This window comes from Acinetobacter sp. NIPH 2699, from assembly GCF_022549355.1.
Lineage (GTDB): Bacteria > Pseudomonadota > Gammaproteobacteria > Pseudomonadales > Moraxellaceae > Acinetobacter.
This window is the reverse complement of record NZ_JAKZGL010000011.1, coordinates 87,142-99,500: the sequence shown is the minus strand read 5'-3', so window position 1 is coordinate 99,500 and position 12,359 is coordinate 87,142. Positions and strand designations below refer to the sequence as shown.

Here is a 12,359-nt window from a genome sequence, read left to right as displayed (position 1 = left end):
ATTTACGGAATTAGGTCGACCACTTACCCAAGTTACGCCTTAAATTTGGCTCAATTAGGGGCGCTTTGCATTTCAAATCTTTGTGCAACAAAGCCGTCTACATCTGCAAACAAGATCAATTCTTAATTGATAAGCGTCTTCTTAACCGTAATTTACGTGTGTTTGGAACCAGTCAACTTCCTTCTAAAGCGAGTCCAGTTGGTCGCCCACGTGATTTCAAAAACCTACCTAAACCATCAACCAGTCCTGCCGTTGTAGTCAAGAAAAAACAATTGAGGAGTGCACCATGAGTTTTGAACAATTAGCACAAATGAATAATATGGATGTAATTGGTAATCAACTGAATATCCCAACAATGAGATGGCTTGAACAGTTAAGCGAAACAAGTCGCCAAATGAGCTTAAAAAGCTCCAAACCTTTTCAGCTTCGAGGTGAGGTATTAACACCTACTCCAGCTCTGATCGAGTTAGATCGCGTATTTAAAATGACAAATGATCTAATTAGTAATGGCTATGCTCTACAGCTCGACACATTACCGAATGAATTGGTAACAAGTAAAGATGCACTGTTTCTTTTCGTCAAAACTAAGCAGATCATGCAACAGTACGGTTGGTTTGATATTTTAAATATCAATCAAGACCCTAATAAAGAACCAATAAACTCTATCTTAAAGCAACTTTGGAATGAGGTACGTGGCTATTCGGCTAGTAGCGAGGCTGAGAATGATGTTAAGAAACGCAAAGAGCTCAACTCAAGCCAAACTCGGGAAAACTCACGTATTGTTAGTCAATTACTTACTCAACACACCAATCTAAACCTAACCAGGCTTTCTTTTTTCTTTACCTCTACAGGTAATATTGAACACTTACAGCTTAAGGAGCTTGAGAAACAAGCTATTCAGCTTAAAAGTAAATTGATTAATGAGCTTCAGCAACTGAATCAGGACAAGTTGCTTTGCATCCAGTGGCGTATCCAAAGATCGTTGCATGGTCAGTATTACCTGAATATGCTGGTTTATCACGATGAACAGCATTTGTTGCAACAATCCCAAGATCAAAACCTTTTATCGCATACTTTCGACACAGAGAGTCAACTAACCATTCAATTAGACTTATCACAAATCTTTAATCGTACCTTGAAAATTGAACGTGATAACTTTCAAGGCACAAACTTAGCAGAGTGGAAAGTAATATTTAACAATATGCTCTATCCTTTGAGATATTACTATTACCAATCTAAAGTGATATCACCAAGATTTGAGTACATCATGTACTAAGGATATTCCCTTAGGAACATTAAAAGCCCAATAATTATTATTGGGCTTTTTTATACTTCAAAAATAGTTGTAATACTTCTGGTGAGATTAAACTTATTCAGCCCCCTTTCCTACCTCATCCAAAATGTACCCAAATGATTTAATTTAATCCAATTTTTTATGTGGGGTAGGTTGAGGGGTAAAATCACAAGTAAAAAATAAGCCCTTGTAATAACAAGGGCTTATTTAGATATTTGGCGGAAGCGGTGAGATTCGAACTCACGGAGGACTCACACCCTCGTCGGTTTTCAAGACCGGTGCATTAAACCGCTCTGCCACGCTTCCATGTGCGTAAGAATACAAAGCTTGTTTCTTTTATTCAAGGAATATTTAACTGCAATGTATTCAAATGCATATTGTTTCATCAATTATTAAAGTCGAGCAGCCAACTCTGCGCCATCACGAATTGCACGTTTCGCATCGAGTTCCGCAGCTAGCTTGGCACCGCCAATAATATGATAATTTGCAAACGTATGTTCGCCCTCTTTAGGCATTAAATCTTTGACTGATTCTTGACCTGCACAAACCACAATCGTATCGACGCGCAATAACTGATCATGTCCGTTATGCTCAACCCATAACCCCTCATCAGTTACGGCTTTATACTGCACACCACGAAGCATACGCACCGCATGTTTTTTCAATTGCGCACGATGCACCCAACCCGAGGTTTTACCTAAACCAATCCCAAGAGGCGTGGTTTTACGTTGCAATAAAAAGATTTGGCGTACTGGCATTTCAACTTCTGGGCGCTGCATACCACCTTCAGAAATATAATTTGGGTTCGGATCAACTCCCCATTCACGCTGCCAATCCGCAAGCGGTTGTGGCTGAGGTTGATGTGCTGGTTTTAATAGAAACTCCGATACATCAAAGCCAATTCCACCAGCACCAATCACTGCAACTTTATGACCAACTTCCGCACCTCTTAGCACTTCTGCATAAGATAGAACTTGTGGAGCGGTACTACCTTGGATTTTTAATGCACGAGGCACAACACCTGTCGCCACAATGACTTCATCAAAACCCTCACCTTCAAGTTGTTCACGACTCACTTGAGTATTTAAGCGTAAATCAACACCTGTTTGTTTGAGTTGAACTTTAAAATAACGAATGGTTTCATGAAATTCCTCTTTACCAGGAACAACTTTGGCTAAATTAAACTGACCACCAACATCATTATTTGCTTCAAACAAAGTTACTGCATGCCCACGACTTGCCGCCACAGTTGCCGCTGACATCCCAGCAACACCACCACCAACAACTGCAATACGTTTTGGTTTTTTAGTTTTGATATAGACCAGCTCTGTTTCAAAAGCTGCTTGTGGATTGACTAAACAGGTCGCACGCTGATTTTTGAAGGTATGATCTAAACAAGCTTGGTTACATGCGATACAGGTATTAATTTCGTCAACACGATTAGTCGCAGTTTTATTGACCCAATATGGATCAGCCAAGAACGGACGCGCCATTTGCACCATATCAGCCTTACCAGAAGCGATAATATCTTCCGCAACGTCTGGCATATTGATACGGTTTGATGCAATCACAGGAATAGAAACGTGCTGTTTAACAAATGCAGTATAGTCAACAAATGCAGCACGAGGAACTGACGTTACAATGGTCGGAACACGTGCTTCATGCCAACCAATTCCTGTATTTAATAAAGTTACCCCTGCTTTCTCTAATGCCTTAGCTACAAGAATAACTTCTTGCATGGTATTACCATCATGCACTAAATCTAGTAAAGAAAGGCGGAAAGCAATGATGAATTTTTCACCGACTTTAGAACGAATGGATTTAACAATTTCCACCGCAAAACGCATACGATTTTCAATATCGCCCCCCCAACGATCAGTACGTTGGTTGACATGACGACTGAGAAACTGATTCAGTAAATACCCTTCAGAACCCATAATTTCAACGCCATCATAGCCAGCTTTCTTGGCTAAACTGGCACAACGGGCATAGTCACCAATCGTATCTAAAATATTTTTATTGCTCATTTCACGCGGTTTAAACGGTGAAATAGGCGATTTTACTGAGCTTGAAGACACCACAAATGGTTGATAACCATAACGACCTGAATGCAGAATTTGCATAAGAATTTTAGAACCATGCTTATGTACTGCATGCGTCACAAGGCGATGATGTGGAATATCAGCTAAACTATTCATGGTACCGCCAGCAGGCAACAACCAGCCTTGGCGATTTGGAGAAATACCACCTGTAATAATTAAGCCTACACCACCCTTTGCTCTTTCTTCAAAATAAGCAGCAAGTTTAGGATAGTTAAAGAAACGATCTTCTAAGCCTGTGTGCATAGAGCCCATCACCACACGGTTTTTAATTGTGGTAAAGCCTAGATGTAATGGTTTTAAAATATTTGCATAGCTAGTCATGGTATTCCTTCTCTATTTTTGGCTTTGCAACTTGTTGCATAGTACTTTAATACTTTTTTGGCTCTTTGGGATGACTTTTTCTCATATTTTCGATGTTTAAAGTGTCAATTATGCATGAGTTATTCAACATGTTTTCTAAAAATAATTATTGATAATAATGACTTATAACCTATATAACGTATACTCACCCAAATAAAAAAATGAAAATAAAAAATCAGCCATGTAAAAACATGACTGATGTGCGATGAATCAAAATAGAATGGCTTGATTAAATCAATGCAGTTCAGCTTGCTTTTTATACCTTACGGATTGATCAGCATGAGCAAACATTGGCTTAGCGAGCGTTACTGTCTGAGCATATGAAACGATTTCTTTGCATTTTCAAAGCGCTGATAAAAATCCCTAGACAAATAAATGCTGCGCCAACCAAAATATTGATGGTTAATGGTTCATGCCAAATCAGATAGCCAAAAAACAAGCTTAAAATTGGAATGCACATAATTGAAATTGAGGCAATAAAGGTATCCACCTGACTCACTATCCAATTCCATAATACGAATGCAAAGCCAGTTCCAATCACAGCAATATAAAAAAGTATCGACTCATTCAAAGGATTCAACCAAACTTTAAGATCAATCGGCTCAAAGATTAAAGCACCCACCAAAATGACACTGCCACCCATAAACAGTTGCCAAATAGTGAGCTTTATTTTGTCATAAGCGGCAAAATTCTTTTTAATATAAACCGTTGCCATTGCCCAAAAAAAGCCAGAGAACACCAACAATACCTGCCCAAGCAATGATACATTCATATGTAAATGGTGTAATTGTGGCCAAAGTATCGCGATCAACCCCAAAGTACCAAGAATCAATCCTAAAATTTTCTGTACATTCAAACGTTCATTTAAAAAATAATGCGCTAAAACCCCAATAAAAATTGGCATTGTAAAGACCAAAACAGCAGATAAACCTGAATCAACAAATTGCATCGCAAAAGTCTGTGTGGCATAAAAACCAAAACAAATCAGTAGACTGGAAATGATCAACTGTTTCCATTCACCGTGTTTCGGCAAAATCGATCTTCTGAGAATGAGTTGAACCACCATTAAGGTGAACGCAGCGAGAAGCAATCGTGTAGCAATAAATAAGAATGGTGGAAAGATCAGTAAGCTATGTTTAACCAGCCCCCACAACGATCCCCAAACCAAACATAGCAACCCAATTGCACTAATGACTCTAATATTCACATGTTCTACTCAACAGATAGAAAGTGAGACAAGTTTAAAAAATAAATGACATCATGAATAATGCTATGTTTTAATGTATACATCATTTTTTTTGATGCATATTTTAAAGAAGACCTTCCTTCATTTAATTTTTTGAACGTGCATCAGCCGAAATATTGAGGATATAGCGTGAATATTGACATTAACGATATCAAATCATTTGTCACCGTTGCCGAACTAAAAAGTATTACAGCGGCGGCAAACAAACTTAATTATCTACAGTCCAATATGACCGCTAAAATTAAAAAAATTGAAAATCACTATAAACGTCAACTTTTTATTCGTAAGCCCAAAGGTGTTGAGCTGACAGAATCAGGCATGAATCTATATGCTCAATATAAAAAAATGATTTTCACGTGGGAAGAAACCGAAAATAAACTGTATCAACAAGAAAATTACTTACGTTTTGGTACCAATACCAGCTTAGGCGGTATGCGTTTTTATCCCTCTTTCAGCCAGCTCTATGCTGCCTACCCTGACCTTTCAATCACCATGAAAACAGGTGCAACAGGCTATATTGAAGATGAAATTTTACGAGGAAATCTGGATATTGCTTATGTACTCGGTCATCCAACACAAAAGAATCTGCAATATATTCAAAAGGCAGATGATCAACTGGTGATCATTGGTAAAAATGTTATCAATCACGATAAGCTTGAGGATTGCCTCAATCATCAGAATATTCTACTTGCTTCAGAGGAATGTTGTTATGCAACAACGCTGAATAATATTTATGCGGACTATAACCTGAGCAAAGGTGAGCTAACGCATATTTATGATCATGAGGCATTGGTGCAATTTAGCCAACTGGGTATGGGCATATCAATGATTGCCAAATCTTTACTTAAAAAATTTAATATTCAATACTATATGGAAACACCAGAACAATATCGAGATATTGGTTTATATCTGATCGCTCGTCATGATCATGTGTTTACCCCAATCGAAAAACAAGTGATTGGCTTAAATGATTCACTTTAATTTAGGTCGATGATTTCGAGAACTCAATATGCATCGTCAACCTAAACATTTATTCCACGTAACAACTAAAAATGTTTAAATTTTCCTTTAGATCAACTCGATTTTGCAAAACCATAACGCACGAAAAGTGTTACAATAGCTCCGATTTTTGATTATCCAAGACCACCTGTTCGGGGTCTTATTTATAATGTTAGGACAAGCAATGACTGATAATGCAACTATCTTGCAGCACGTACCTGTAGGCAAAAAAGTTGGGATTGCCTTCTCTGGTGGTCTCGATACTTCAGCGGCTTTATTGTGGATGAAACAAAAAGGCGCAGAACCATATGCCTATACCGCAAACTTGGGTCAGCCTGATGAAGATGACTATGATGCGATTCCACAAAAAGCTGAACAATACGGCGCAGTCAAAGCTCGATTAATCGATTGTCGTTTACAACTTGCCCTTGAAGGGATTGCTGCGATTCAATGTGGTGCATTCCACATCAGCACAGGTGGTGTTCCTTATTTCAACACCACACCTTTAGGTCGTGCAGTCACAGGTACGATGCTTGTGACCGCGATGAAAGAAGATGACGTCAATATTTGGGGTGATGGTTCAACTTATAAAGGAAACGATATTGAACGTTTCTATCGTTATGGCTTGTTGACCAATCCAAACTTAAAAATTTATAAGCCGTGGTTAGACCAGAACTTTATTGATGAGTTAGGTGGTCGTGCTGAAATGTCGCAATTCCTCATCGACAACGGCTTTGACTACAAAATGTCAAAAGAAAAAGCGTATTCAACTGACTCAAACATGTTGGGTGCGACGCATGAAGCCAAAGATTTAGAATATCTAGATGCAGGTATTAAAATCGTCGACCCTATCATGGGTGTTGCGTTCTGGAAAGATGATGTCGAAGTTCTGCCAGAACAGGTTAGCGTGACTTTTGAAGCAGGTACGCCTGTTGCATTGAATGGCAAACGTATTGATGATCCTGTTAAGCTTATTTTAGAAGCCAATCGTATCGGTGGTCGTCATGGTCTAGGTATGTCTGACCAAATTGAAAACCGTATCATCGAAGCAAAATCTCGTGGCATCTATGAAGCGCCGGGGATGGCATTATTACACATCGCTTATGAGCGTTTAGTGACAGGTATTCATAACGAAGATACGATTGAACAATACCGCATTAACGGTTTACGTTTGGGTCGTTTATTGTACCAAGGTCGTTGGTTTGACTCACAAGCACTGATGTTACGTGAAACAGCTCAACGTTGGGTTGCAAAAGTAATTACGGGTACTGTGACTTTAGAATTACGTCGTGGTAATGACTACACCATTATGAACACTGAATCTCCTAACCTCACTTATGAAGCTGAGCGTTTGACGATGGAGAAAGGTGATTCTATGTTTACGCCGATGGATCGTATTGGTCAGTTAACCATGCGTAACCTTGATATTACCGATACTCGTGCAAAACTTGGTCTCTATACAGAAACTGGTTTACTCTCTGTTGCTCAAGGTTCTGGCTCTGCCATTCCACAGCTTGAGAACAAATCAAAATAATAGATCATTCAATATTTATACATCAGGGCTGAATTTTAGATTCAGCCCTTTTTTATTGATTAGAAGAAAGATATACAGAAGAAAATCATTCCATTTATAGAACAATATGTCGCATCAAAACACTACCAAGCATCATTATGAATCGATAATATTATGCTTAAGCAAAACATAATAATTCGGAGATGCAAGATGAATGCTTATCTACATCGTAGTGAAAATCGCGGCCATGTCAAAGCAGGTTGGTTAGACACTTATCATAGCTTTTCATTTGGTAGCTGGTATAACCCTAAATATATGGGTGTCAGTGCACTACGTGTGATTAATGACGATACAGTTGCAGCGCATAATGGTTTTGGTACCCACCCCCATGACAATATGGAAATCCTAACCTGTGTACTCGATGGTACAATTTCGCATAAAGATAGCATGGGAAATGAAGGACAAATCAATGCTGGTGAATGGCAGTTGATGAGTGCGGGTACTGGTGTAACGCATAGTGAAATGAATAAGCATGATCAAGCAGTGCATTTGTTACAGATTTGGATTCAACCCAATGTAAAAGATGCTGAGCCAACTTATCAGCAAATTCTGTTAAATCCTAAAGATCATCCGAACCAATGGCATTTAATTGCTGGTGGTGAGTCTGCACCAATGTTGATTCGTCAAGATGCTGAAGTGAAAACTGCGGTGATTGAGAAAGATCAACATTTAGAGATTACAACACAGAAAAAAGTGAACTATGTGCATGTAATTTCAGGTGAAGTGATGATTGCTGATCATTTGGTTAAAGCGGGCGATGCTTTGCTGTTTGATGAAACTGCAACTATTACAGCGCAGCAAGACAGCCAAATGATTTGGTTTGATTTACCTTAAACTTAATCAACTGTGCTGAATTTCATCCATTAAAAAAGCCCGATTTACGGGCTTTTCTACAACCTTGAACATTTTTAAAAACGATCAGAATCGTTTCGTTCGTTGTTAGCTGTTGTGTACGGGTTTGTCATATCTTTGTTCATTTAGGCAAGATCACTCTTGAATCCTAAATAGTATATGACTTCCGTATTGTTTAAATTATCACCATTTTAAATGCGGGTCAAGTGGTTTAAACATGCTAGATAATGACAAAACTTATAGTAATAAAAAAGTTCTATAAGTTAAATGCTTATAGGTCTTTTTGAATCAATCCAATTGGGAAATTATCGGATAAAGCTCTCTTGCCAATGTATAAAAAAATACTATACATTGTCACTGCTCTTGTGATTAAAGAGCTATTTTCAATACAAAACAAAAATTTAAACTTTCTAGAGAGAAAATAAGATGACTACAAAACTTGTTTGTTATGGTGCACACAGCAAATACATGTCTAATGAACTGAATCGTACTGAGGCTTATACACTCAGTGTTGTTGAGCATGTTCTTGGATCAAATCAATTCTTTGTTGAAGAATCAAAAGATAACTACACCGATGAGTTAATTAATAAGTTAAAAGAAGAAAATTATCTGATTTCAGAAAATCTCTTCACACGACTTGTTGATGAGGGCTTTGCAGCTAAGAGTGCAGTTTTTTCAGTGGATGATCTGCATAAAACAATCAATGATTGTAAAAAGCATACTTCTCAAGAGTGGGAAATTTTAGACGAGAAGTAGTAAGAAGTAATATTCAGAAAAAAGTACACTGTCATAGTGTGCTTTTTATTTACTAGCGATTTCTTAATTACTACTCAGAACAATAAGTATTTAATTCTGACTATTTAATAAGTGATAGCGATCCATGGCGGCTATCCACATTAGAGCATGAATGAGTTCCTCCAAAAACACCCCGAAATATCCCCAAAAGAAAAAGCCCACTTTTGAGTGGGCTTTAACATACTGTTTTCACAGTGAATTTTGGTAGGTATATCCAGACTCGAACTGGAAACCTCTACGATGTCAAGATTGCGTCAAAAGCGATCTAATCAATTGAATATTAATAAAATAATGCTCTTTTTTCACCTAAAATTCAGGTCAAAAACTGCTTACCTAAATTCAATAAAATCAGTCATTTAGAAATTCATTCCCCGAAAGTTTTTTGATCACATTTCAATCAAACACGAAAGTTTGCTCTATGAAATTCGGGGATAAAATTACAGTAATCTTAACCTTTCATTTATGGTTAAATTCCATTGATGAGCATCCAACTTTCTGCGTAATGCTGCTTTCTCAGATTCAGCTACATAACCCCAAGCGACGAATGAACCATCTATAAAATAGTCATGGACTGATGAGGCAATATTCGGGTTAATTTTACGGATAGCATCACCGTACTCTTTCCACCACTGGCGACACCAAATCATGCAGTGTGCCAATGCAATCGTATTCATATCTGTCATTCTGTGTTCTCTATGGCTAAACAAAGCGATCAGATGATGGACGTATTCAACCGCTATAGGAATTTGATCTAGTGAGATCTCATCTATGCCTTTCACACTAAAGCGTTGGTGTATAAGTTTGTAGGCATCAGAAAAGTTAAGGTGTTTTGATTTCGCCACAAGCATATTTACTGCATCGTTTAAAACCAAACGTTCTGTTTTATGATTCTTGGTTTTAGGTTGTACTTCCCTATCCAAAATATCTAAAACCCATTTGCGGAATTCTTTAGCGACTGGCGTACGGGCAAACATAGCAATAAGGTGACAGCCTCTTAATGAGAATATGCGTGTTTCTTTTTCTGAATTACCATTGCCAAACCCCTTGGTGGTAAATTGACCACCAAGCACATACACGTACTAAATTCATCAGCATAGCGATTATATATTTTGTTGACGGACCTAATATCTGCATATCCTAAAGCATTCGCTAATTCAGAAGATGTGAGCCAAATTTGGTCATCGTTTTGTTGTACTGGATGAAATTGCATTAAATGATAAACTGTTCATGTCTTATCTCCGTTCAGGGATTTGATAGAAGCCTCGATAGCCGTCCAAAGTCATCGAGGCTTTTTAATGTCACTAATTTAGTAACATTGACACAACTTTAATATGACACTAATCTAGTGTCAATAATTAAGTTTTTGAGTTTTCTAATGTCAGATAAAACACGTACACAAAATCAAGATGAGTGGAAACGAACACAAATACGTATTCCTCAAGATCAATACGATGACATTGTTGCTTACGCGGAAGGTAAAGAAATATCTATTAATACTGCTATGATTGAACTTATAGATAATGGATTAAGAGCTTCAGAAAGTAGAGTTGATCCTGAAGATTTAGATATTAAAATTATTAAACTTGAAAATGGAATGAAACGTTTAGTTTACGGAAAACTATTAAAGGCTTTTGATCTTGATTACACCCAAGACTTAAATTCTTTAAAGGTCGATATTGAGCTTTCATTAAAAAGATTGTATGAATCATCGTTACTTAAACGATTGTCGTTTTTTAATAAAAAAGTTTTTGTCTACCAAGGCAATAATCATCTAGATATTGTGGATGATGGCATTGGTAGTCTTAATTGGCTAATTGTTGAAGATCATGTGACAGATGAATATATGGAAAATTTGCATAAAAAAAATGATCAATAGTAAGTCACCGCTTACTTTTTATAGGTAATGCTTAACACTCTATTCCTAGAAGGAGAGTTTTAGGGATAAAAAATTCTTAATTTTGAAAATATTGATTTATAGGTAAAATATGGAAATATCAAAACTTTTTGAAGAAATCAGTGCGAAAATGAAAGGAGATTTCAATATCTCAGCTCAATTTCAACATAATGGAAATAGAGGAAGTTACAGAGAGGACTCTCTTAAAAGCTTTTTAACTAATGGTAAATTGCCTGATACTTTCGGTATAGCTAGTGGGGAAATTATTAGTCAATATAGCCAAGTTTCAAAACAGATGGATGCAATAATATATGACAAAAGTAAAAGTATAATATTTGAGGCCTCAGAATCTACAAAAATTTTTCCAATTGAATCTGTCTTAGGAGTCATCGAAGTCAAATCACAATTATCTAAAACAAAATTAATCGAGGGGCTTGAAAACATAAAATCCTTAAAAACTTTACATGCTCCTCAACTTATAACAAAGAACTATGGAGATCATGTAAGAATTGGATACTACAACAACCCACCTTTCGGTGTAATTTTTGCTTATTCTCTAAGTGGTAACTCGTTAGAAAGCTTAGCGAAAAATTTAAAAGAGTGGTGTGAATCTAATCCGCCTGAAGTTTGGCCTAACTTTATTTGCATATTAGATGAAGGGACTATTAACTTTAGAAACGGACTTAATGATGTTTTAATTTCATCAGAAATACAAGAGACATCCTCTATAAGCTTTTTACAGCATAAAGAAAACTCATTGTTTGAATTTACATCAGCCTTAATTACATTATGCGCCAATAGAAAAATAGATATATTTAACATTCAAGCATATAAAAATATAGGAATAATGGTCCATAATCTTCGAGTGAAATTTGAAAATAAAATAAAAAATCGTGAAAGCCAGACAATAAGACTAAGTGATAGTTTTATACAAAACATGTATGAGAATCGTGGGCAACCTATTTTGTATAAGGATTTAGTGGCTAAGTTCACAGATGGTATGGGGTTAATTGGTAAAGAATTATTTGATGATAGAGTAGATAAAGTTTACGTTTATGATCCTGAAAATTTGCCAACCATGTCAGAAATACTATCAAAAAACACTGAAAAAAAACCTCTAGTAGAAATTCTGCAGAACACTCCTATGTTTTCTGGTGGCACTTATGTAATTATCAATGAAGAAACTTACTACATCCCATTGTACTATTGGAATGAAAGTAACATTGTCTTATTTGATTAATTGT

Annotated in this window: 11 protein-coding genes and 1 tRNA gene; 8 read left to right on the top strand and 4 right to left on the bottom strand. The window is 36.8% G+C overall.

The window, feature by feature from the left end:
* Positions 1 to 65 precede the first annotated feature (65 nt).
* Positions 66 to 290: a hypothetical protein gene (locus tag MMP72_RS11655; RefSeq protein WP_241317448.1), complete on the top strand. Its 225-nt coding sequence runs from the start codon at positions 66 to 68 to the stop codon at positions 288 to 290.
* The gene (locus MMP72_RS11650; protein WP_241317445.1) at positions 287 to 1,276 is read left to right on the top strand and encodes a hypothetical protein; all 990 of its coding nucleotides are present in this window, start codon (positions 287 to 289) and stop codon (positions 1,274 to 1,276) included. The genes MMP72_RS11655 and MMP72_RS11650 overlap by 4 nt, the downstream gene beginning before the upstream one ends.
* 234 nt (positions 1,277 to 1,510) lie before the next feature.
* Here MMP72_RS11650 and MMP72_RS11645 read toward each other — a convergent pair.
* The 3 genes from MMP72_RS11645 to MMP72_RS11635 all read right to left on the bottom strand — a co-directional run bounded on the left by MMP72_RS11645 (position 1,511) and on the right by MMP72_RS11635 (position 4,963).
* Positions 1,511 to 1,600 (bottom strand) — tRNA-Ser (locus MMP72_RS11645).
* A gap of 86 nt (positions 1,601 to 1,686) precedes the next feature.
* Positions 1,687 to 3,717 (bottom strand): NADPH-dependent 2,4-dienoyl-CoA reductase, encoded by a 2,031-nt coding sequence (locus MMP72_RS11640; RefSeq protein ID WP_241317443.1) that lies wholly within the window; start codon positions 3,715 to 3,717, stop codon positions 1,687 to 1,689.
* Between the two features lie 334 nt (positions 3,718 to 4,051).
* Positions 4,052 to 4,963 carry a DMT family transporter gene (locus MMP72_RS11635; protein WP_241317441.1) on the bottom strand — a complete coding sequence of 304 codons (912 nt, stop codon included), beginning with the start codon at positions 4,961 to 4,963 and terminating at the stop codon, positions 4,052 to 4,054.
* A 168-nt stretch (positions 4,964 to 5,131) separates the two neighbouring features.
* Between MMP72_RS11635 and MMP72_RS11630 the strand changes: the two genes are divergently transcribed.
* The 4 genes from MMP72_RS11630 (at position 5,132) to MMP72_RS11615 (ending at position 9,182) form a co-directional block, all read left to right on the top strand.
* Complete coding sequence (locus MMP72_RS11630) at positions 5,132 to 5,983, top strand: LysR family transcriptional regulator (RefSeq protein ID WP_241317438.1); 852 nt, start codon at positions 5,132 to 5,134, stop codon at positions 5,981 to 5,983.
* Between the two features lie 187 nt (positions 5,984 to 6,170).
* Positions 6,171 to 7,535 carry an argininosuccinate synthase gene (gene argG, locus MMP72_RS11625; RefSeq protein ID WP_241317436.1) on the top strand — a complete coding sequence of 455 codons (1,365 nt, stop codon included), beginning with the start codon at positions 6,171 to 6,173 and terminating at the stop codon, positions 7,533 to 7,535.
* Between the two features lie 189 nt (positions 7,536 to 7,724).
* Positions 7,725 to 8,408, top strand: a complete 684-nt coding sequence (locus tag MMP72_RS11620) for a pirin-like bicupin family protein (RefSeq protein WP_241317434.1) — start codon at positions 7,725 to 7,727, stop codon at positions 8,406 to 8,408.
* A 444-nt stretch (positions 8,409 to 8,852) separates the two neighbouring features.
* Complete coding sequence (locus MMP72_RS11615) at positions 8,853 to 9,182, top strand: hypothetical protein (protein ID WP_241317432.1); 330 nt, start codon at positions 8,853 to 8,855, stop codon at positions 9,180 to 9,182.
* A 476-nt stretch (positions 9,183 to 9,658) separates the two neighbouring features.
* Here MMP72_RS11615 and MMP72_RS11610 read toward each other — a convergent pair whose 3' ends face one another.
* Complete coding sequence (locus MMP72_RS11610; RefSeq protein WP_241317431.1) at positions 9,659 to 10,297, bottom strand: hypothetical protein; 639 nt, start codon at positions 10,295 to 10,297, stop codon at positions 9,659 to 9,661.
* A 299-nt stretch (positions 10,298 to 10,596) separates the two neighbouring features.
* On the opposite strand from MMP72_RS11610, the gene MMP72_RS11605 reads away from it, so the two are divergent.
* Both MMP72_RS11605 and MMP72_RS11600 read left to right on the top strand, forming a co-directional pair.
* Complete coding sequence (locus MMP72_RS11605; RefSeq protein ID WP_241317429.1) at positions 10,597 to 11,097, top strand: hypothetical protein; 501 nt, start codon at positions 10,597 to 10,599, stop codon at positions 11,095 to 11,097.
* 109 nt (positions 11,098 to 11,206) lie between these two features.
* Positions 11,207 to 12,355, top strand: a complete 1,149-nt coding sequence (locus MMP72_RS11600) for a DUF6602 domain-containing protein (protein WP_241317428.1) — start codon at positions 11,207 to 11,209, stop codon at positions 12,353 to 12,355.
* Positions 12,356 to 12,359 lie beyond the last annotated feature (4 nt).

Bases quoted from the DNA above. Each gene is read 5' to 3' on its own strand.
- MMP72_RS11615 (WP_241317432.1), top strand. From the start codon at position 8,853: ATGACTACAAAACTTGTTTGTTATGGTGCACACAGCAAATACATGTCT.
- MMP72_RS11620 (WP_241317434.1), top strand. From the start codon at position 7,725: ATGAATGCTTATCTACATCGTAGTGAAAATCGCGGCCATGTCAAAGCA.
- argG (WP_241317436.1), top strand. From the start codon at position 6,171: ATGTTAGGACAAGCAATGACTGATAATGCAACTATCTTGCAGCACGTA.
- MMP72_RS11605 (WP_241317429.1), top strand. From the start codon at position 10,597: ATGTCAGATAAAACACGTACACAAAATCAAGATGAGTGGAAACGAACA.
- MMP72_RS11650 (WP_241317445.1), top strand. From the start codon at position 287: ATGAGTTTTGAACAATTAGCACAAATGAATAATATGGATGTAATTGGT.
- MMP72_RS11600 (WP_241317428.1), top strand. From the start codon at position 11,207: ATGGAAATATCAAAACTTTTTGAAGAAATCAGTGCGAAAATGAAAGGA.
- MMP72_RS11640 (WP_241317443.1), bottom strand. From the start codon at position 3,717: ATGACTAGCTATGCAAATATTTTAAAACCATTACATCTAGGCTTTACC.